General features: G+C 45.4%; 21 protein-coding genes and 1 tRNA gene. 19 read left to right on the top strand and 3 right to left on the bottom strand.

All coding sequences use genetic code 11. From position 1 onward, the window contains the following. The first annotated feature begins 158 nt into the window (after positions 1-158). Positions 159-235, top strand: a tRNA-Met gene (locus DD616_RS16255). A 659-nt stretch (positions 236-894) separates the two neighbouring features. Here the strand turns inward: DD616_RS16255 and queG are convergent. After that, positions 895-2,025: a tRNA epoxyqueuosine(34) reductase QueG gene (gene queG, locus DD616_RS16250; protein ID WP_040122935.1), complete on the bottom strand. Its 1,131-nt coding sequence runs from the start codon at positions 2,023-2,025 to the stop codon at positions 895-897. Positions 2,026-2,245: 220 nt separating this feature from the next. On the opposite strand from queG, the gene tsaE reads away from it, so the two are divergent. From tsaE to DD616_RS16205, 9 genes are all read left to right on the top strand, one after another. Beyond that, positions 2,246-2,710, top strand: coding sequence for a tRNA (adenosine(37)-N6)-threonylcarbamoyltransferase complex ATPase subunit type 1 TsaE (gene tsaE / locus DD616_RS16245; protein WP_010318946.1), 465 nt, complete (start codon positions 2,246-2,248; stop codon positions 2,708-2,710). Further along, entirely contained in the window at positions 2,704-4,425 is a 1,722-nt protein-coding gene (locus DD616_RS16240) for an N-acetylmuramoyl-L-alanine amidase (protein WP_019281423.1), read from the top strand. Before tsaE ends, DD616_RS16240 begins: the two co-directional genes overlap by 7 nt. An 8-nt stretch (positions 4,426-4,433) precedes the next feature. Then, positions 4,434-6,410, top strand: a complete 1,977-nt coding sequence (mutL, locus tag DD616_RS16235) for a DNA mismatch repair endonuclease MutL (protein WP_208872338.1) — start codon at positions 4,434-4,436, stop codon at positions 6,408-6,410. Positions 6,411-6,425: 15 nt separating this feature from the next. Continuing rightward, entirely contained in the window at positions 6,426-7,373 is a 948-nt protein-coding gene (gene miaA, locus DD616_RS16230) for a tRNA (adenosine(37)-N6)-dimethylallyltransferase MiaA (RefSeq protein ID WP_026028407.1), read from the top strand. Between the two features lie 181 nt (positions 7,374-7,554). Then, positions 7,555-7,821, top strand: coding sequence for an RNA chaperone Hfq (gene hfq / locus DD616_RS16225; protein WP_013857931.1), 267 nt, complete (start codon positions 7,555-7,557; stop codon positions 7,819-7,821). A 41-nt stretch (positions 7,822-7,862) separates the two neighbouring features. Beyond that, a complete protein-coding gene (gene hflX / locus DD616_RS16220; protein ID WP_010318941.1) occupies positions 7,863-9,152 on the top strand; it encodes a ribosome rescue GTPase HflX in 1,290 nt (429 codons plus the stop codon). Positions 9,153-9,197: 45 nt separating this feature from the next. Continuing rightward, entirely contained in the window at positions 9,198-10,391 is a 1,194-nt protein-coding gene (gene hflK / locus DD616_RS16215) for an FtsH protease activity modulator HflK (protein ID WP_013857930.1), read from the top strand. 2 nt (positions 10,392-10,393) lie between these two features. Beyond that, a complete protein-coding gene (gene hflC / locus DD616_RS16210) occupies positions 10,394-11,374 on the top strand; it encodes a protease modulator HflC (protein ID WP_013857929.1) in 981 nt (326 codons plus the stop codon). 70 nt (positions 11,375-11,444) lie between these two features. Continuing rightward, positions 11,445-11,633: a DUF2065 domain-containing protein gene (locus tag DD616_RS16205; RefSeq protein ID WP_017043313.1), complete on the top strand. Its 189-nt coding sequence runs from the start codon at positions 11,445-11,447 to the stop codon at positions 11,631-11,633. 64 nt (positions 11,634-11,697) lie between these two features. Here the strand turns inward: DD616_RS16205 and DD616_RS16200 are convergent, their stop codons facing one another. Together DD616_RS16200 and DD616_RS16195 are read right to left on the bottom strand one after the other, a co-directional pair. Continuing rightward, the gene (locus DD616_RS16200; protein WP_010318937.1) at positions 11,698-11,925 is read right to left on the bottom strand and encodes a SlyX family protein; all 228 of its coding nucleotides are present in this window, start codon (positions 11,923-11,925) and stop codon (positions 11,698-11,700) included. 2 nt (positions 11,926-11,927) lie between these two features. Further along, positions 11,928-12,908 (bottom strand): WD40 repeat domain-containing protein, encoded by a 981-nt coding sequence (locus DD616_RS16195; RefSeq protein WP_026027456.1) that lies wholly within the window; start codon positions 12,906-12,908, stop codon positions 11,928-11,930. 139 nt (positions 12,909-13,047) lie between these two features. Between DD616_RS16195 and fkpA the strand changes: the two genes are divergently transcribed. The 9 genes from fkpA to tuf form a co-directional block, all read left to right on the top strand. Beyond that, positions 13,048-13,836, top strand: a complete 789-nt coding sequence (gene fkpA, locus DD616_RS16190; RefSeq protein WP_010318935.1) for an FKBP-type peptidyl-prolyl cis-trans isomerase — start codon at positions 13,048-13,050, stop codon at positions 13,834-13,836. 185 nt (positions 13,837-14,021) lie between these two features. After that, entirely contained in the window at positions 14,022-14,741 is a 720-nt protein-coding gene (locus DD616_RS16185; RefSeq protein WP_013857924.1) for a helix-turn-helix transcriptional regulator, read from the top strand. After that, entirely contained in the window at positions 14,735-15,139 is a 405-nt protein-coding gene (gene tusD / locus DD616_RS16180) for a sulfurtransferase complex subunit TusD (RefSeq protein ID WP_208871921.1), read from the top strand. Before DD616_RS16185 ends, tusD begins: the two co-directional genes overlap by 7 nt. Further along, entirely contained in the window at positions 15,136-15,492 is a 357-nt protein-coding gene (tusC, locus tag DD616_RS16175; RefSeq protein WP_013857923.1) for a sulfurtransferase complex subunit TusC, read from the top strand. Before tusD ends, tusC begins: the two co-directional genes overlap by 4 nt. Before the next feature lie 9 nt (positions 15,493-15,501). Next, positions 15,502-15,777, top strand: a complete 276-nt coding sequence (gene tusB / locus DD616_RS16170; protein ID WP_170895717.1) for a sulfurtransferase complex subunit TusB — start codon at positions 15,502-15,504, stop codon at positions 15,775-15,777. A gap of 182 nt (positions 15,778-15,959) precedes the next feature. After that, positions 15,960-16,334, top strand: coding sequence for a 30S ribosomal protein S12 (rpsL, locus tag DD616_RS16165; RefSeq protein WP_010318930.1), 375 nt, complete (start codon positions 15,960-15,962; stop codon positions 16,332-16,334). Between the two features lie 96 nt (positions 16,335-16,430). Next, on the top strand, positions 16,431-16,901 hold the full coding sequence (rpsG, locus tag DD616_RS16160) for a 30S ribosomal protein S7 (RefSeq protein WP_013857921.1): 471 nt from the start codon (positions 16,431-16,433) through the stop codon (positions 16,899-16,901). Between the two features lie 75 nt (positions 16,902-16,976). Then, entirely contained in the window at positions 16,977-19,073 is a 2,097-nt protein-coding gene (fusA, locus tag DD616_RS16155; RefSeq protein WP_010318928.1) for an elongation factor G, read from the top strand. A 123-nt stretch (positions 19,074-19,196) separates the two neighbouring features. Further along, the coding region (tuf, locus tag DD616_RS16150; protein ID WP_094124959.1) for an elongation factor Tu at positions 19,197-20,335 on the top strand (1,139 nt) is incomplete at its 3' end.

The raw sequence follows: 20,335 nt of genomic DNA, 5'->3' as shown, positions 1-20,335 counted from the left end.
CTYYMWMTTRTTWKMRARKRAAMRRRTWKMRSYWYKCAWCSTASTTAANSKKKRRSWCAMKMCKSWYKSKKKRWRGARMAKSWWSSTMGYKYGTCGSKMYMAWTTCTCTTGTTAGAGAGTATAAGTTTTCATCGTACTTAACGGTGACACAATACGGACGCGGGGTGGAGCAGCTTGGTAGCTCGTCGGGCTCATAACCCGAAGGTCGTCGGTTCAAATCCGGCCCCCGCAACCAAATTCAGATTAAGCGTGAATACGATTAATCATTGCGATACTAGCTCAGTTGATAGAGCGCAACCTTGCCAAGGTTGAGGTAACGGTTATGTGTCGCTCCAGCTTCTTTCAGAGTACTCTCTGAACTCAAACCAGTATTTGGTTTATGCTCTTTCTTTAATGCTGTGAAGCATAACTCCCTAAAATAAAAATAATCTGCAGTTCTAAGCGGATTTATTGCCGTCTTGATAACTTACGTGCTGAATTTCAATACACAGGTTAGCCTCTGTAGAATCTGGCTTTTCGTCGCTATTTATTCTTATTCATTAACAGAGTTATCCACAAAAATTAATTGTGGATAAGTTGGTGTATAACGTGTTTTTAGTGAAGTGCTGGTGAGTGTCAGTGAAAGATCTTTTAATGCGGCTCTGTTCTCTAATCTTGCTGTCTTTCTGTGTAACTAATTGTTTTTAAATTAATTTTTGTTATTTTGTCACCATTAGGTTAACTAACTGTATGATCATTAATATCAAGATCTTTGATCCTTGTCATTAATTGCTGATGTGGCTAACTTTTCTTAATTATAGAAAACAGTGTCGTGTTTAAAATTTTGTCCACAAATTGGTATTTTGAGATACATATCAAAGTCTGTGTTCATTAGTTATGCAATTACCTCATTTTTTACGCATCACGCGGTAACCCTTTCTCGACAATTCGAATTAAGCGCTGCTGCTTCTTATTGCTAGAGCATGCACTCGCTGGCTCCGATGATTTTCGTTTTTGTTCTACTAGCGCCCAATGTATATGTTCGTCTAATAAATCAGACAAGCCTAACCTCGTGTTTAGCGCTGCGATAATGCGTTGTGAATATGGCGCGTTTCCTAAAGCGATGGAAAGATTACGCAACCATTGCTGGTGGCCAATTCGGCGAATAGCCGAACCTTCCATATAACGTAAGAAGGTGGCCTCATCCCAAGCAAACAGTTCAACTAAGTCTGGTTCATCCAGTGCTTGACGGCGATGAAAATCACTTTGTTGAGTGAGGTCGGAAAAGCGATTCCAAGGGCAGACCAACTGGCAATCATCACAGCCGTAAATGCGGTTACCCATTGCCTTGCGAAACTCTTCAGCAATTACGCCATCATATTCTATAGTGAGGTAAGAGATGCATCGGCGAGCATCAACAACACCGTCTTCCACAATGGCTTGTGTAGGGCATGAGGTGATGCAGGCAGTGCATTTGCCGCATTGATTGCTGCTTGGTGTATCGACTGGCAGCGGCAAATCAATCAGTAGTTCACCAAGAAAAAACCAAGAACCACTCTCTTTATCAAGGATAAGCGAATGCTTGCCAGTCCAACCAAGCCCAGCTTTTTGTGCTAAAGGCCGCTCTAGTATTGGGGCGGAGTCCACAAAAGGGCGATAACCGAGTGCCCCCACTTCTTGTTCAATCTTTTCGCCGAGTTTTTTGAGCTGGTTGCGTACCAGTTTATGGTAGTCACGCCCTAGAGCGTAGCGGCTGATATAAGCGTAATTGGGATTATTCAAATCACTGGCAAACCGAGCATCTGGGGGTAAGTAATTCATGCGTGCGCTGATCACACGGACGGTGCCGGGAAGGAGTTCATGTGGCCTAGCTCGCATCATTCCATGGCGCGCCATCCAGTCCATCTCACCGTGAAATCCAGCATCCAACCATTTCTGCAAAGGCTCTTCGTGCTCACTGAGATCGATATCGCAGATCCCGACCTTTTCGAAGCCAAGTTCACGTGCCCAGATTTTAATTTTGTCTGCCAGTACTTGGTAGTCCATTATCGATGAGCTCGTTGCAAAAAGGGGCGAGGATCTTAACGGATCCTTTATTGAGGATCTAGGAAATGATCGTCTGTGATGTGGATTAAACTGACATAAAAAGCGAGTTTTTTCCTTTTACTTACAGAAGAGAGCTTGTCTCTCAATTCCAACCCAGTTTACTATTCGAGTTCTTTTGATTTTTATATAGTCAATTTTCGACACTTGAGAGCGGTAATTCATGAGTACTAAGATCTTTACCTTAAAAGACGAACAGCAAACGGTAAAATTAGGCGCAGCTTTGGCTAAGCGATGCTCTGCGCAAACCACGCTTTATTTGCATGGTGATCTCGGTGCTGGAAAAACAACCTTCAGCCGTGGCTTCATCCGCGCATTAGGCCATGTTGGCAACGTCAAGAGCCCGACTTATACCTTAGTTGAACCTTATCAACTAGCCGATTGGCAAGTATACCATTTTGATCTTTATCGCTTGGCCGATCCGGAAGAGTTGGAATTTATGGGTATTCGTGACTATTTCACACCGGATGCGATCTGCCTTGTTGAGTGGCCAGAAAAAGGCAGCGGTCTACTTCCAACCGCAGATATTGATGTTGAGCTACGTTACGATGGCGAACAAAGGCAAGCTTTTCTGAGTGCAAACAGCCCCTATGGATCCTCATTGTTGAGTCAGTTGGAGTTATGTTGAACATCATCCATTTGTTACGAACGATAACTCTATCCCTTGCGGTTTGGGGCTGTGCTTTATTTACTTCAACGGCGCACGCGAATGCATTAGAAGGCGTGCGCGTTTGGCCTTCTCCAGATGAAACTCGAGTGGTTATCGATCTCAAAACTGAAGCGGATTATAGCTATTTCACTTTAAGCAGCCCCGAGCGTTTGGTGGTGGATTTGAAAAACACCACGCTTAATACAAAATTGCCGCTTAAAGTCACGGATAGTCCTGTTCTCAAGCAAATTCGTAATAGCTCGCCTCCGGAGAAAGGGACATATCGCTTGGTGTTTGAGTTACAGCGCAAAGTGAACCCTCAGCCATTTAAACTTGCGCCAACGCCGGGTGGTCAGTATGGGCATCGTTTGGTGGTTGATTTACCCCACAATTTGGATAGCGACAAGGCGACAGTAAAACCGGCCAGCCAAACTAAAGTAAGCCGCGACGCTTCGCAGTTATTAGGAACCGAGGATATCGTGGTGGCTATTGATGCTGGTCATGGTGGAGAAGATCCCGGCTCGATTGGCCCGACCAAAAAATATGAAAAAAATGCCACCTTAAGTATCTCCAAGAAGATCGCAGATCAAATTAACGCCGTACCGGGAATGAAGGCGGTCATGACACGCAGTGGCGATTACTTTGTCAATCTCAATAAACGTTCTGAAATTGCGCGTCGTAATAAGTCACACCTACTCGTCTCCATTCACGCCGATGCGTTTCATACCCCGCAACCCAGGGGGGGCTCGGTGTTTGTGTTAAATACCAAGCGTGCGAATACGGAAATAGCTCGCTGGGTTGAGAACCACGAACAGCAATCAGAACTGTTAGGTGGGGCTGGTGAAGTGCTGGCAAAAAACAATAGCGATCGAAACGTTAGCCAAACCTTGCTGGACTTGCAATTTAGTCACTCGCAAAAAGAGGGTTACAAGGTGGCAACTCATCTGCTAGGCGAAATGGGAAAAGTAGCCCACTTACATAAAGCAGAGCCAGTCAACGCAAGTTTGGCGGTACTTAAGTCGCCCGATATTCCTTCGGTGTTGGTTGAAACGGGTTTTATTTCTAACCCTACCGAGGAACAATTGCTATTTCAGCGCTCGCATCAAGATAAATTGGCTCGCGCATTGGCAACCGCCATCGTCAAGTATTTTGAAGAAAACCCACCCGAGGGCACTCTGTTTGCTAATCGCGGTAAGACGCAAAAGCACAAAGTGCAGCGTGGTGAATCACTCTCGGTTATCGCTAATAAATATGGCACCTCGACTCAAGCATTAATCGCAACCAACAAACTAAAAAATGCCAATTTGTCGATTGGTCAAATCTTAACGATTCCGGCCACGTCAGCTCCGATTCGCGTTCCTGTAGTCAGCAACCCAGTAGAAACGGAAATTGTTACGCATGTGGTGAAATCTGGCGAGTATTTGGGCAAGATAGCGAGCACGTATAAAGTGAGTGTGGATGCGATTAAACGCGAGAATAACTTGCGTTCAGACACCTTAACGCTGGGGCAGAAACTGAAGATAACGGTGAGTTTGAAGGATAAGCCGCTGCGTAAGCATAAAGTTGAAAAAGGTGAGTTTTTGAGCAAAATTGCCAGCCAATATCAAGTGAGTCTGAATAGTATTCGCCAAGTAAACCAACTTCGGTCTGATCAGCTCGCCATAGGGCAAGTGTTGATCATTCCCAATAAGTAATAATCATGATGACGATTAAGATTCTACCCGCACGTCTTGCTAACCAAATTGCCGCAGGTGAAGTGGTTGAAAGACCGGCTTCTGTCGTTAAAGAGCTGGTGGAGAATAGCTTGGATTCGGGCGCCTCTCGTATCGATATCGATATCGAAAAGGGAGGTACGAAGCTTATTCGTGTGCGTGATAACGGGCAAGGGATAGTAAAAGAGGAATTGGCGCTCGCTTTAAGCCGCCATGCTACTTCTAAAATTCACACCTTAGATGATTTAGAGGCGATCGTCAGCCTAGGTTTTCGTGGAGAAGCGCTCGCGAGTATTAGCTCAGTCTCTCGGCTTACATTGACGTCTCGTCCAGCCACGCAAGAACAAGCTTGGGCAGCATACAGTGAAGGTCGAGATATGGCGGTTAAGTTGCAGCCAACCGCACACCCGATTGGAACGTCTGTCGAAGTGCTCGATCTGTTCTTTAATACGCCCGCTCGGCGCAAATTTTTACGCACAGAGAAAACAGAATTTACTCACATTGATGAGCTACTAAAACGCATTGCTTTGAGCCGGTTTGATGTCACCATCAATGTGCGCCATAACGGCAAGATGGTACGTCAATATCGAGCGGCTAAAACGGCCGCTCAAGAGGAAAAAAGAATCGCGGCTGTGTGTGGCAACGCTTTTGTTCGCCATATGCTGAACATTGAGTTGGAACATCAAGGGCTTCGCTTGCATGGTTGGATAACGACTCCAGAAGGCGCGCGCCAGCAGAGTGATTTGCAATACTGCTACGTTAATGGGCGGATGATGCGTGACAAGCTGATTAATCATGCTATCCGGCAAAGTTATGAAACCAGCCTGAGAGGCGATCAGTTCGCCACTTATGTACTCTTCATTGAGCTCGATCCCCATCAAGTGGATGTGAATGTCCATCCCGCGAAACACGAGGTGCGTTTCCATCAAGCGCGATTAGTGCATGATTTTATCTATCAAGCACTCAGTAGTGCACTGGCTGAAAGCAAGCACATTGAGAAGCCGCAGCTCAAACCATCGGCTTTTCATCAGCCCGATGCGGCGACTGTGGATCGCATTGAGAATGACACTGTAATTGATAGTGTGTGCCAAGAAACTGAGGGGCATAACACCGTTCCAGAGCAGGTGTGGCAAGCGATTGACAACACTCCCGCTTATCCACGAAAAGCAGAGCGAGAAAGCACAACCGCGCACGGCATAGCTGAAACGCCAAAGCGTAGCCATTGGCAGCAAAACGGCTCTCCATCTTCTTCTCGGGCGAAAGCTGAGCGCCAGCCAACGGGCTCACCTTCGAGCGGGGAAGTGAAGCTCTATCAAGAGCTGATGGCAACTCAACCGCCAGCTTCAGCAGTCGAACTTTCTCCTATCGCACATCAAGATCAAGGTGAAATGCTGCAGCTCGAACAGTTGGGTAAAGCTATTGCGGTAATCAAAGGGCAGTACCTGTTAATGGGGTCCAAACAGGGCGTTGTATTGCTTTCTCTTATCAAAGGAGCATGGCTGAAAACTCGCGGCCAATTGCATACCGAACAAGGCGGCTTGAAAAGCCAACCCTTACTCGTGCCGCTCTCCATCAAGCTCTCAGCACAAGAACATCAAGCGTTAACGCATTGCCAGCCGATGTTGAATACGCTAGGGATTGAGCTTAAAGAACGTCATGGTTCAAGCATCATGGTGATGGGCGTACCTCAACCGTTGAGGCAACAAAACCTGCAAAACTTAATCCCAGATCTGCTATCTTACGTGTCCGCTAATTTTACGGCTGATGATGAACCTATTACGGTGGATCTTGTTGCCGATTGGCTGGCTGAACACATCACTGTGGTGAAAAGTGACTACACTTTGTCTGAAGCCATCCAAATGATTTCGGAACTTGAACAGCTTTGGCAAGGGCAACTTCCTCTTCATGATGCGAGTTTTGTCCGCCCCGTTGATTTTTCTACCACCATAGCGGCCTTGTTGGCATAACGAATTAAAAGAATGATGAATCAAACACAACCATTGGCTCTGTTTTTAATGGGCCCGACCGCATCAGGTAAAACAGATTTGGCGATTCGTTTGCGCCAAAAATACCCAGTGGAAATCATCAGTGTCGACTCGGCGCTGATCTACAAAGGCATGGATATTGGCACCGCCAAACCTAATGCGCATGAACTGGCACTCGCTCCCCATCGTCTGATCGATATTTTGGATCCAAGTGAAGCCTATTCGGCGGCGGATTTTCGTCGCGATGCATTACTTGCAATGCATGATATTACCGCGCAAGGCAAAATTCCTCTGCTCGTTGGGGGAACTATGTTGTATTACAAGGCTCTACTTGAAGGGCTTTCGCCACTTCCTGCGGCTAACCCTGAGATACGGCAACAAATTGAGCAAGAGGCTTTGGAGCATGGTTGGGGTCAGTTACACGATCAATTACAAACGATTGATCCGGTTTCGGCGGCAAGAATTCATCCTAATGATCCACAAAGATTGTCACGAGCATTGGAAGTTTACCGAATTTCAGGTAAAACTCTTACAGAGTTAACTCAAACGAAAGGTGAAAGCCTGCCATTTCGAGTTAAACAGTTTGCTATAGCTCCCAAGGAAAGGGCTGAGCTCCACCGTCGAATCGAACTCAGGTTTGAAAAGATGATCGAAGCTGGATTTGAAGAAGAAATGAAAGCACTTTATGCTCGAAACGATCTTCATCCGGATTTGCCATCGATTCGCTGTGTTGGTTATCGACAGATGTGGGACTATTTGGATGGGAATTGTACGTTAGAGGAAGCGGTATATCGTGGAATCTGTGCAACCCGTCAATTGGCCAAGCGTCAGATCACCTGGTTACGCAGCTGGGATGATTTAACTTGGTTAGATAGCGAAAACATTGATCATGCAGTAGAAACTCTCTCAAATGCCATAGCATCTGATGGAGTTAGCTGTGTATAATGTGATCGCTTTTGCGTGATGTACCCTGTAAAGGATCCGTTACTTGATATTTGGCATTATCGCCGTCATAACAAGTAGCAACGGGGTTTTTATTCATTTAGCTCAGATGCAAAGGCCGCACCAATAATGCAGTGCACCACTAGCTAAATAACTACAACAAAATACAAATAAGGAAAATAAAATGGCTAAGGGGCAATCTCTACAAGACCCATTCTTAAATGCACTACGTCGTGAGCGCATTCCAGTATCCATCTACCTTGTGAACGGAATTAAGCTTCAAGGTCAGATTGAATCCTTTGATCAATTTGTGATCTTACTGAAAAACACAGTCAATCAAATGGTGTATAAGCATGCGATTTCAACGGTTGTTCCTGCACGTGCAGTGAGCCACCACACTGCTGAGCCACGCACTGGGTCTGATCGTCCATCAGACAAATCAGAAGAGTAATTCTCTGATTAGTATTATTTACTTACAAAGGAGTTGGTTGCTTGTTTGACCGTTACGAAGCCGGTGAGCGAGCGGTACTTGTTCATATCAACTTCACGCAAAAGGGTGAGTGGGATGATCTCAGCGAGTGTGAAATGCTGGTTTCTTCTGCTGGAGTGTCGACACTGCAAATTATTACTGGCAGCCGTCAAACTCCACACCCTAAATATTATGTCGGTGAGGGTAAAGCCCAAGAGATAGCGCATGCGGTTCAACTTGTTGAAGCGGATGTGGTGATCTTCAACCACGCCCTTTCTCCTGCCCAAGAACGTAATCTTGAACAACTATGCCAATGTCGAGTGATTGACCGTACTGGCCTCATCCTCGATATTTTTGCCCAACGAGCACGAACCCATGAAGGGAAGTTGCAAGTAGAGCTGGCACAATTGCGCCACATCTCTACGCGATTAATTCGTGGTTGGACGCACCTTGAGCGACAAAAAGGCGGTATAGGCTTACGTGGACCTGGTGAAACGCAGCTAGAAACCGACAGACGTTTATTGCGTGAACGTATTAAAGCGATATTACGCCGCTTAGAGAAAGTCGCTAAGCAGCGAGAACAAGGACGCCGAGCTCGAAATCGAGCTGAGATTCCCACCATATCGCTAGTGGGTTATACCAATGCGGGGAAATCAACGTTATTTAATCGCATTACTGAAGCTGGGGTGTATGCAGCCGATCAACTGTTTGCAACCCTAGATCCTACCTTGCGGAAAATCGAATTGGCGGACGTTGGTACTGCCGTTCTCGCTGACACCGTAGGATTTATTCGTCATCTGCCGCACGATTTAGTTGCAGCATTTAAAGCCACGTTACAAGAAACTCAAGAAGCTGACATTTTGTTACATGTTGTTGATGCCAGTGATGAGCGTTTTCGTGAGAATATCAAAGCCGTCCATGATGTATTAGAAGAGATTGACGCCCATGAGGTGCCAACGCTTGTCGTCATGAACAAGATCGATAATCTAGAAGGCCAACAACCTCGCATCGAAAAAGATGATGAGGGAATACCGAGAACCGTGTGGTTATCAGCCATGGATGGACAAGGTATTGATCTGCTTTTCGAAGCATTGACAGAGCGATTAGCGAGTCAAGTCATTCAATATCAATTGTGTATTCCACCACTGCACCAAGGTCGCATTCGTAGTGCATTTTCACAAATGAAATGTATTCAACAAGAAGAATATGATCCAGATGGTAATTTGTTGATTAACATTCGTATGCAGCAAGTTGATTGGTTTAGACTAGAAAAAAGAGAAGAAGCAGTTTTGCGTGACTTTATAGTTACTTAAAGGACTGCTACAGTATAACGTCATATCAAATGATGGAGCTTTCTAATGGCGTGGAATGAGCCCGGTAATAACAACGGCAACAATGGCCGCGATAATGACCCTTGGGGTAATAATCGTGGTGACAAAAACAAAGGTGGCCGTGATCAAGGACCGCCAGATTTGGATGAGGTTTTCAATAAACTGAGCCAGAAACTGGGCGGACGATTTGGTAAGAAAGGCGGTAAAGGCCCTTCATTCTCTGGTGGTAGCGCAATTGGCTTTGGAGTCATTGCCGCAATCGCAGTTGCGGTGTGGTTCTTTTCTGGTTTCTATACGATTGGTGAAGCTGAGCGTGGCGTCGTGCTGCGTTTAGGTAAGTATGATCGCATCGTTGATCCAGGTTTGAACTGGCGTCCTCGCTTTGTTGATGAGGTGACGGCCGTTAACGTACAAGCGATTCGCTCACTACGTGCATCGGGTTTGATGCTAACCAAAGATGAAAACGTAGTTACTGTTGGCATGGATGTACAATATCGCGTGTCTGATCCATACAAGTACTTGTATCGTGTGACTAATGCTGACGATAGCTTACGCCAAGCAACTGATTCAGCATTACGTGCCGTGGTTGGTGATTCTTTGATGGACAGTATCTTAACCAGTGGCCGTCAGCAAATTCGTCAAAGTACCCAAACGACCTTGAATCAAATCATTGATAGCTATGATATGGGCTTAATGATTGTCGATGTCAACTTCCAGTCGGCTCGTCCGCCAGAGCAAGTGAAAGATGCGTTCGATGATGCGATTGCGGCGCGAGAAGATGAAGAGCGTTTCATTCGTGAATCTGAAGCGTATAAGAACGAAATCCTGCCTAAAGCAACAGGCCGAGCAGAACGTTTGAAGAAAGAAGCGCAAGGTTATACAGAACGCACGATTAACGAAGCATTGGGTCAAGTGGCACAGTTTGAAAAACTGCTCCCTGAGTATCAAGCCGCGCCAGATGTGACACGTAATCGTCTCTACCTAGATACCATGGAAGAAGTGTATTCAAACACATCTAAAGTGCTGATTGATTCAGAATCCAGTGGCAATATGCTTTATCTACCGTTGGATCGAATTACAGGCCAAGACAGTAAGAATGACACCAAACGTCAAGATAAATCATCATCAACCTATGATCAGATAGAGCTTGATTCACCAACCAGCAGTGATACAGGTAATACACCGTCTCGCTCTAGCAATACACGTCAAGGGAGATACTAGTAATGCGTAAGTTAATGATCCCAGTATTAGTGATTGCACTGGTATTGATGTTGATGTCGCTGTTTGTGATTCCTGAAGGTGAGCGCGGTATTGTTGTCCGTTTCGGTCGTATTCTGAAAGATAACAATGAAATTGCTCGAATCTACGAACCGGGTTTGCATTTTAAAATGCCACTGTTTGATCGAGTAAGAACGTTAGATGCGCGCATCCAAACAATGGATGGCCGCTCTGACCGTTTCGTGACTTCAGAGAAAAAAGATGTGATCATCGATACCTATGTCAAATGGCGTATTGAAGACTTTGGTCAATACTACTTGGCAACGGGTGGTGGCAATGCATTGACGGCACAAGCACTGTTAGAGCGTAAAGTGACAGACATTCTTCGTTCTGAAATCGGTTCTCGTGAAATCAAACAAATTGTTTCAGGCCCACGTAATAAAGATGTCTTGCCGGAAAGTGCTGATGATGAAGTCGTCACGACTGAGGCTGCGAAACAAGCATTGGAAATCGATGGTCAGCGTGACCAAGTGATGGAAAATGTGTTGGAAGATACGCGTAAAGGCGCACTGAAAGATTTAGGCGTTAGAGTGGTTGATTTCCGTATTAAGAAAATCAACCTCCCAGATGAGATCAGTGAGTCTATCTATCGTCGTATGCGTGCTGAACGTGAGTCAGTAGCTCGTAAACACCGCTCTCAAGGTCGTGAAAAAGCCGAAGTCATTCGTGCTCAAGCTGAACTTGAAGTGGCGACTATCTTAGCGGAAGCGGATAAAACGGCTCGCGTAACTCGCGGTGATGCTGATGCTAAAGCAGCGAAGATTTACTCAGATGTGTACAGTAAAGATCCTGAGTTTTACGGGTTCTTACGTTCGCTGAAAGCCTATGAGAAATCATTTAGCGAGAAGAGTGATATCTTGGTGCTTGATCCTAAGAGTGATTTCTTCAAGTACATGAATAACACCAAAGGTTTGACAACGAAATAATTGACCGTTGTTTATTCAAAGGCTCCTTCAGGGAGCCTTTGTCGTTTATGGCTTTAAGAGAGAAGGCACTATGTCGAATTCAATCTGGCTTGCTGTGGGGCTGGTGTTAATTGCAGAAGGTATTGGACCGTTAATCGCCCCTAATGGCTGGAGAAAGATGGTGGCAGAGCTCAGCCAGCAGCCCGATCATCAACTGCGCCGCATCGGTGGTTGTCTCGTCGTTGCAGGAGGCATCATTGCGTACTACTTCGCACGATAGTGATGCACAATAGCGCGGTAACCGATTTATTATTATCAGTTTATCACTATCAGTATCATCACTATCAATAGTGAGGTGGTGGAGTCTCTTCTGATGGATCCGCTAAATGTGAGGCATCCATATTTTTGACTTTACCAGCCACATATTTCATTTGGTCTTGCATTTTCGTTAGCATGAGCTGCTGTGTTGATAATGCTTGATTGAGTTCATCAATGGTTTGTTCTTGGAAAGCAAGTTGGCATTCCAAGTCACTAACACGCTGTTCTAATTGCTGAATATACTTATCGTTCATAACTAATCGTCGAGTTTCCAAGCTTGAGCAATACCTGCAGAGCTTCCGGTAATAATTCGTTGCTGATGATCAAAGGCCGCATCATACACCACCGCAGTGGGTGGGCGAGCATCTTTTAGCGGTTCTACTTCGAATCCTTGCTGTTTTTTACCACTTTGAGTATCCCAAACCGCGACTTGGCTTGAAGGATTCCCTGTCACAAGCAACCTGCCATCATCGGAAAAACGCGCCGTAGAGAAAATCAATTGTCGTGAAAAACTGCGCAATTTCGCCTGTTCCTTACCCGAGGAGAGATCCCAAATAATGGATTGATTACCACCATCTGAGGTAAAGGCTAATTTTCCCTCTCGCTGCAGCGCTACTCGATTCACCCGCTGCTCATGTTCAAACGATCGTAAAATTTGCCCACTTTGCGTATCCCAAAGGTAGGCAAAATAATCATTACCTCCCGTCAGAGCAAAGCGGCCATTGGGCGATAGGGCGACAGAATTCACTTTTTCTCGATGAGCAAGGAACTCTAGTCGACGTCCAGTGACTAAATCGACGTAAATCGCTTTACCATTGGATAAACCGAGTAGAACTTGTTTTCCGTTATTGGCAATGTCAATGTCTCGGATCAGCCCATCGGAGATGGACCACAAACCTTGAGCTTGTGTCCAACCTAAGTCCCATACGGCAAAGTTAATTTGGCTAGCGGTCACGGCAAAACGGCCATTATCGGAGAGTCGAATATGAGAAACGGTATTGGCTTGTGGGTCTTGAGGTCCCAATTCGGCTAAGGTTTTGTTTTGTTCAAGATCCCATAGAACGAGTTGTCTTTGTTTGGAATAGAGTAGCGCAAAACGACCATCGCGGCTTAAACCGAAACTGGTCGAACCGTTTGGTTCTATATCCCAACGTTGTACATCGCTGTTAGAGAAAAAACAGCCATTTAACATCAAGATGACAATGCAACCTAGGATTGAATGAGAAATTATTCGCATCAAGTCTAATTATCCGCTTTGAGTGTAAAGACAATCTATCAACATATCGCTATATTGGTACAACTCTGTTTAGCGCACCAGTTTTTCACCGAAATTTGTGCGTAATAACAAAAGGTTTGCCTACAAATTGGAGAAATAAATGAAATCATTGTTTAAAGTGTCACTGCTTGCGGCAACCGTCATGCTTGCAGTTGGCTGCCAGAAAGATGAAGCCCCGAAAACTGAAGCAGCACCTGCAGCAGAACAAGTACAAACGGAAGCGGGAAAAACGGTTCACTTTAAAACAGAAGATGACAAAGCGGCTTACGCGATTGGCGTCTCTTTTGCAAATTACCTCAGCACCAGCATTGAAAAACCAGCCGAAATTGGTATCAATCTGAATAAAGATCTGGTTCTAAAAGGGATTGAACATGTCTTCGCGGGCAATGCTGAGTTGAGTGAAGAAGAGACACGCGCAGCGCTAGAAGCTCTAGATAAACGCGTTTCTGAAACCATGCAAGCGAAAGCCGCTGAAAAAGCGGCTGCTGCTGAAAAAGCTGGTGATGAATTCCGCGCTGAATTTGAAAAACAAGATGGCGTAAAGAAAACTGAATCTGGTTTACTGTACCAAGTACTGACGCCAGCAAAAGGTGAGTCACCAAAAGAGACCGATACTGTTCAAGTGCATTACAAAGGGACACTGGCTGACGGTACTCAATTTGATAGCTCGTATGATCGTGGTGAGCCAGCGACATTCCCACTCAATCGGGTTATTCCTGGTTGGACAGAAGGTGTGCAACTGATGCAAGTGGGAGCAAAATACAAGTTTGTTATCCCGCCGCAACTGGCTTACGGTGAGCAAGACACACCGACTATTCCAGCAAACTCAACACTTGTGTTTGAAGTGGAGTTGCTAAAAATTGATAACGGTAGCGATGCGGCTAAATAATATCAGCCATTGTTGAACCGTTGTAACCAGCTCAAAGGCCTGATGAATCAGGCCTTTTCTGTCTCTAACGACTCACTAATTAGTTGTCCTAAATCACTTGTTAGTGACTTAACAGAGTTTTCGATTAAAATTTTCTGATAAACTTACGTCAGTTTGTTGATTTTTCGCTCTAAGGCTAGATAACAGTGACAACGACAGAAACTTTAAACGCGGATATGTTGCTTGAAATGGAATCCGTGCACGTGATGCCATTTAGTGATCACGATAAAATCATTCTTCGATCTTATGAAGCTGTGGTTGACGGTATCGCCAGCCTGATTGGTCCTTTTTGTGAGATCGTTCTGCACTCATTGGAAGATCTCAATACCTCGGCGATTAAAATTGCCAATGGTGAAAACACGGGACGTCAAGTGGGTTCCCCGATCACTGATCTTGCACTGCGTATGTTGAAAGATATTGAAGGATCGGAGCGTAACTTCTCACGATCGTATTTCTCTCGCGCCAAGGGTGGCGTGTTGATGAAATCGATTACGGTCGCGATTCGTAATGGTGATAACCGAGTCATTGGCTTACTTTGTATCAACGTTAATTTAGATGCTCCGTTCTCACAAGTTCTGCAATCATTCATGCCGACTCAGGAAGCTCAGGAAGCCGCCTCATCGGTTAACTTTGCCAGTGATGTAGAAGAGCTGGTGGATCAGACGGTAGAGCGTACCATCGAAGAGATCAACGCTGATAAATCAGTGTCTAACAATACCAAGAACCGTCAGATCGTGATGGAGCTGTATGACAAAGGTATTTTTGACATCAAAGATGCGATTAACCGCGTAGCTGATCGGCTCAATATCTCTAAACATACTGTCTATCTCTACATTCGCCAACGCAAGACCGGAGATGAATGTTAGTGGCGCCAGTATTGAGTTACACATTATTGGTCAATGGCTCAGTGTATGGCACACAGGCAGCGCGTAGTGCTTATCTGTTTGCCTGTGCATTGCTAGAAAAAGGGCATTCACTCAAGCAAGTATTTTTTTATCAAGATGGTGTTTTCAATGGCTCTGCGATCACCGCGCCTGCGAACGATGAGTTTGATCTTGTGAAAGCATGGCAGAGGCTAGCTACTGAACACCATGTACGCTTAGAAACCTGTGTTGCTGCAGCGTTACGTCGTGGCATTATCAGTGAAAATGAAGCTCAGCAACACCAGCTCACTGCAGATAATTTGGCACAAGGTTTTGCACAAACTGGGTTAGGAAGCTTAGCTGAAGCGTTATTAACTCAAGATCGAGTGGTACAGTTTTGAAAAAAATCGGTTTTGTTTTTCATTCTTCGCCTCATTCTAGTTCGGCTGGAAGAGAAGGGCTGGATGCTGTACTGGCAGCCTCTGCCTATTGTGATGCGATCTCGCTCTTTTTTGTTGGGCTTGGGGTGACGCAAATCGTCGCCAACCAATCACCGCAACAACTGCTTAGCCGTGATTACATCAGTGCGTTTAAACTGCTTGAGTTATACGATATTGAACACCTTTATCTGTGTGAGCAAAGCGTTGAAGAGTTGGGGTTAGCATCGGCTCAATGGGTAATTGATGTTGAAAAAAAATCGCCTCAGCAAATCGCTCAGTTACTTCACGAGTGCGATCAAGTACTAACTTTCTAAGGTGTACCTATGCTGCATATTGTAAAAGACACGGCAAAACTGGCCTTAGCGCAGCGTTATTGTTTGACTGAGGATAGTATTATCTTGGTTGAAGAAGCGGTTTATATGAGTAACCCTAGTGCGGGCTCTTTTTTACTACTCAACGATCTGAACAGGGTTTATGTCTTACTTGAGGATCTCTGCGCGCGTGGTGTGCAGGATCTCTGCTCAGTACAAATTACCAAAGTGGATTTCTCTGGTTTGGTTGAACTTACTACTAATCATGAAAAATCAATCACTTGGTAGGTTTTTTTATCACTATTACCCTTCTATTACCCACCCTTTACTTATGGTGGTTAAAAAAGATCTGTATATTTCTTGACACACCTCTCACTGCTGCATAGAATTTTGCGTCCCTATTTGTACTAAGTGCACTAGGGACTAGATTTTTCACAAAGCTTACTTTAAGTAAATTCAGGAGCTAGTTAATGGCAACTATTAACCAGTTGGTCCGCAATCCTCGTGTAAAGCAAGTTGTTAAAAGCAACGTGCCAGCACTAGAAGCGTGCCCACAAAAACGTGGTGTATGTACACGTGTTTACACTACTACACCTAAAAAACCTAACTCAGCACTTCGTAAAGTATGTCGTGTTCGTCTAACGAACGGCTTCGAAGTGACTTCGTACATCGGCGGTGAAGGTCACAACCTTCAAGAGCACTCAGTTGTTCTTATCCGTGGCGGTCGTGTAAAAGACCTTCCAGGTGTGCGTTACCACACAATCCGTGGTGCACTTGACTGTGCAGGCGTAAACGACCGTAAACAAGCTCGTTCTAAATACGGTGTGAAACGTCCTAAATCTTAATGGATTTCCGTTAAGTAAGGCCAAACACTAAATTATTTAATTTTTGAAGAAACTGAAAAGTTTTGGATAACCTGAAAAAGACAACGGAGAATATCCATGCCACGTCGTCGCGTTATTGGTCAGCGTAAGATCCTTCCAGATCCAAAGTTCAAGTCTGAACTGCTGGCAAAATTCGTTAACATTCTTATGGTTGACGGTAAAAAATCTACTGCAGAGAAAATTGTTTACACTGCACTAGACACTATGGCTGAGAAATCTGGCAAAGGTCACTTAGCTGTATTTGAAGAAGCTCTTGAAAACGTACGTCCAGCGGTCGAAGTTAAATCTCGCCGCGTGGGTGGTTCAACTTACCAAGTGCCAGTAGAAGTACGTCCGGTTCGCCGTAACGCACTTGCTATGCGTTGGGTAGTTGATGCTGCGCGTAAGCGTGGTGAAAAATCTATGGCTGCTCGCCTAGCTGCTGAAATGCTAGACGCGTCAGAAAATAAAGGTACTGCTGTTAAGAAACGTGAAGACGTTCACCGTATGGCAGAAGCGAACAAAGCATTCGCTCATTACCGCTGGTAATACCTTCTGTGCTGCGAGGTTCTCTCGCAGCACATTTTCATACTCTAAGGATTACCTTAGTAAGAGGATACAATCGTGGCTCGGAAAACTCCTATTGAGCGCTACCGCAACATCGGTATCTGTGCTCACGTAGATGCAGGTAAAACAACCACTACTGAGCGTATTCTGTTCTACACTGGCCTTTCTCACAAAATCGGCGAAGTTCACGATGGTGCTGCAACCATGGACTGGATGGAGCAGGAGCAAGAACGTGGTATCACTATCACTTCTGCTGCTACGACAACCTTCTGGCGTGGTATGGAAGCACAGTTCCAAGATCATCGCGTAAACATCATTGATACCCCAGGACACGTTGACTTTACAATTGAAGTAGAGCGTTCACTTCGTGTGCTTGATGGTGCAGTGGTTGTATTCTGTGGCTCATCTGGTGTTGAACCCCAGTCTGAAACTGTATGGCGTCAAGCTGACAAATACGGTGTTCCTCGCATGGTGTTCGTTAATAAAATGGACCGTGCTGGCGCAGACTTTTTACGCGTTGTAAACCAAATTAAACATCGTCTTGGTGCGACTCCTGTTCCTATTCAATTAAATATTGGTGCGGAAGAAGAGTTCAAAGGTGTCATCGACCTTATCAAGATGAAAGCCATCAACTGGAATGAAGCCGATCAAGGCATGACGTTTACTTACGAAGACATTCCAGAAGATATGCTTGAGTTGGCCGAAGAATGGCACAACAACCTAGTAGAAGCGGCAGCGGAAGCTAGTGAAGAGTTAATGGAAAAGTATCTTGAAGACGGCGAGCTGACAGAAGCGGAAATCAAACAAGCGCTACGGACTCGTACCATTAACAATGAAATCGTATTGGCCACTTGTGGTAGTGCCTTTAAAAATAAAGGCGTACAAGCGGTATTGGATGCGGTTGTTGAATATTTGCCTTCACCGGTAGATGTACCAGCCATTAAAGGCGTGGATGAAAACGAGAACGAAGTAGAACGTCACGCTGACGACAACGAACCTTTCTCGGCACTTGCATTTAAGATTGCCACTGACCCATTTGTTGGGACATTGACTTTCATGCGTGTTTACTCTGGTGTGGTGAACTCTGGCGATGCCGTTTACAACTCAGTGAAACAGAAAAAAGAACGTTTTGGTCGTATCGTACAGATGCATGCCAACAAACGTGAAGAGATTAAAGAAGTTCGTGCTGGCGATATTGCGGCTGCGATCGGCTTAAAAGATGTCACGACAGGCGATACGCTGTGTAACCCAGACCACAAAGTGGTTCTTGAGCGCATGGAATTCCCTGAGCCAGTGATTCAAATTGCGGTAGAGCCTCGCTCTAAAGCTGACCAAGAAAAAATGGGTATTGCGCTAGGTAAACTGGCGGCAGAAGACCCATCTTTCCGTGTCGAAACCGATAAGGAAACAGGTCAAACGTTGATCTCTGGTATGGGTGAGCTTCACCTAGACATCATTGTTGATCGCATGAAGCGTGAGTTCAGTGTGGACTGTAACGTTGGTAAACCACAAGTGGCTTACCGCGAAACTATCCGTGGAAAAGCGGAAGTAGAAGGCAAGTTCGTTCGTCAATCTGGTGGTCGTGGTCAATATGGTCACGTTTGGCTTAAGATTGAACCTGCGGAACTCGGTGAAGGCTTTGTCTTTGTCGACGAAATCGTTGGTGGTGTGATTCCTAAGGAATACATCAGCTCGGTTGCGAAAGGTATCGAAGAGCAAATGAACAACGGTGTGTTAGCTGGTTATCCGATTCTGGATGTGAAAGCGACATTATTCGATGGTTCATATCATGATGTCGACTCAAGCGAGATGGCGTTTAAGATTGCTGGTTCGATGGCGTTCAAGAAAGGTGCTTTAGAAGCGCAGCCTGTTCTTCTTGAACCAATGATGAAAGTTGAAGTAACTACTCCAGAAGATTGGATGGGTGATGTTGTGGGTGACTTAAACCGTCGTCGCGGCATGATTGAAGGTATGGATGAAGGCCATGCAGGCCTTAAGATTATCCATGCTAGAGTCCCTCTATCGGAAATGTTTGGTTATGCAACAGACTTACGATCTGCCACTCAGGGTCGCGCCTCTTACTCCATGGAGTTTGCAGAGTACGCTGATGTGCCAAAAAATGTTGCAGAAGCAATCATTGCAGAACGTGGTTAACTGTTATTTGTTTAATAACGAATCTATTGCGCTGATGAGAGTTGGCGCATAAAATAGCAATTTCTGGCGCGTCTTGAGCTATATGTGACTCAAGACGAATCATAACTAGGAAGGAACACGATCGTGTCTAAAGCAAAATTTGAACGTACGAAACCGCACGTAAACGTTGGTACTATCGGCCACGTTGACCACGGTAAAACAACTCTAACTGCTGCTATCTGTACTACACTTGCAAAAGTGTACGGTGGTGAAGCGAAAGACTTCGCATCTATCGATAACGCTCCAGAAGAGCGCGAGCGCGGTATTACAATCAATACTTCTCACGTAGAGTACGATACACCAGCACGCCACTACGCACACGTAGACTGCCCAGGACACGCTGACTATGTTAAAAACATGATCACAGGTGCTGCGCAAATGGACGGCGGTATCCTAGTTGTTGCTGCAACAGATGGCCCAATGCCACAAACTCGTGAGCACATCCTACTTGGTCGCCAAGTTGGTATTCCTTACATCATCGTATTCATGAACAAATGTGACATGGTTGATGATGAAGAGCTTCTAGAGCTAGTAGAAATGGAAGTTCGTGAGCTTCTATCTGAGTACGATTTCCCAGGTGATGACCTACCAGTTATCCAAGGTTCTGCACTAGGCGCACTAAACGGCGAAGAGCAGTGGGAAGCGAAAATCATTGAACTTGCTGAAGCGCTAGACACTTACATTCCAGAGCCTGAGCGTGCAGTAGACCAAGCATTCCTACTACCAATCGAAGACGTATTCTCAATCCAAGGTCGTGGTACAGTAGTAACTGGCCGTATCGAGCGCGGTATCCTACGTGTAGGTGATGAAGTTGCGATCATTGGTATCAAAGACACAATCACAACGACTTGTACAGGTGTTGAGATGTTCCGTAAGCTGCTTGACGAAGGTCGTGCAGGTGAGAACGTTGGTGCACTTCTACGTGGTACTAAGCGTGATGAAGTAGAACGTGGTCAAGTACTAGCGAAACCAGGTTCAATCACTCCACACACTAAGTTCGAGTCAGAAGTGTATGTATTGTCTAAAGATGAAGGCGGCCGTCATACACCGTTCTTCAAAGGCTACCGTCCACAGTTCTACTTCCGTACAACGGACGTAACAGGCGATATCTCTCTACCAGAAGGCGTAGAGATGGTAATGCCAGGTGACAACATCCAAATGGTTGTAGAGCTAATCGCTCCAATCGCGATGGATGAAGGTCTACGTTTCGCGATCCGTGAAGG

It is taken from the genome of Vibrio anguillarum, from assembly GCF_003390515.1.
Classification (GTDB): Bacteria; Pseudomonadota; Gammaproteobacteria; order Enterobacterales; family Vibrionaceae; genus Vibrio; species Vibrio anguillarum.
The sequence above is the reverse complement of the archived record's forward strand: the minus strand, read 5'-3'. Positions and strand labels throughout refer to the sequence as shown.

Bases quoted from the DNA above. Each gene is read 5' to 3' on its own strand.
- queG (WP_040122935.1), bottom strand. From the start codon at position 2,025: ATGGACTACCAAGTACTGGCAGACAAAATTAAAATCTGGGCACGTGAA.
- tsaE (WP_010318946.1), top strand. From the start codon at position 2,246: ATGAGTACTAAGATCTTTACCTTAAAAGACGAACAGCAAACGGTAAAA.
- DD616_RS16240 (WP_019281423.1), top strand. From the start codon at position 2,704: ATGTTGAACATCATCCATTTGTTACGAACGATAACTCTATCCCTTGCG.
- mutL (WP_208872338.1), top strand. From the start codon at position 4,434: ATGACGATTAAGATTCTACCCGCACGTCTTGCTAACCAAATTGCCGCA.
- miaA (WP_026028407.1), top strand. From the start codon at position 6,426: ATGAATCAAACACAACCATTGGCTCTGTTTTTAATGGGCCCGACCGCA.
- hfq (WP_013857931.1), top strand. From the start codon at position 7,555: ATGGCTAAGGGGCAATCTCTACAAGACCCATTCTTAAATGCACTACGT.
- hflK (WP_013857930.1), top strand. From the start codon at position 9,198: ATGGCGTGGAATGAGCCCGGTAATAACAACGGCAACAATGGCCGCGAT.
- hflC (WP_013857929.1), top strand. From the start codon at position 10,394: ATGCGTAAGTTAATGATCCCAGTATTAGTGATTGCACTGGTATTGATG.
- DD616_RS16205 (WP_017043313.1), top strand. From the start codon at position 11,445: ATGTCGAATTCAATCTGGCTTGCTGTGGGGCTGGTGTTAATTGCAGAA.
- DD616_RS16200 (WP_010318937.1), bottom strand. From the start codon at position 11,925: ATGAACGATAAGTATATTCAGCAATTAGAACAGCGTGTTAGTGACTTG.
- DD616_RS16195 (WP_026027456.1), bottom strand. From the start codon at position 12,908: ATGCGAATAATTTCTCATTCAATCCTAGGTTGCATTGTCATCTTGATG.
- fkpA (WP_010318935.1), top strand. From the start codon at position 13,048: ATGAAATCATTGTTTAAAGTGTCACTGCTTGCGGCAACCGTCATGCTT.
- tusD (WP_208871921.1), top strand. From the start codon at position 14,735: ATGTTAGTGGCGCCAGTATTGAGTTACACATTATTGGTCAATGGCTCA.
- tusB (WP_170895717.1), top strand. From the start codon at position 15,502: ATGCTGCATATTGTAAAAGACACGGCAAAACTGGCCTTAGCGCAGCGT.
- rpsL (WP_010318930.1), top strand. From the start codon at position 15,960: ATGGCAACTATTAACCAGTTGGTCCGCAATCCTCGTGTAAAGCAAGTT.
- rpsG (WP_013857921.1), top strand. From the start codon at position 16,431: ATGCCACGTCGTCGCGTTATTGGTCAGCGTAAGATCCTTCCAGATCCA.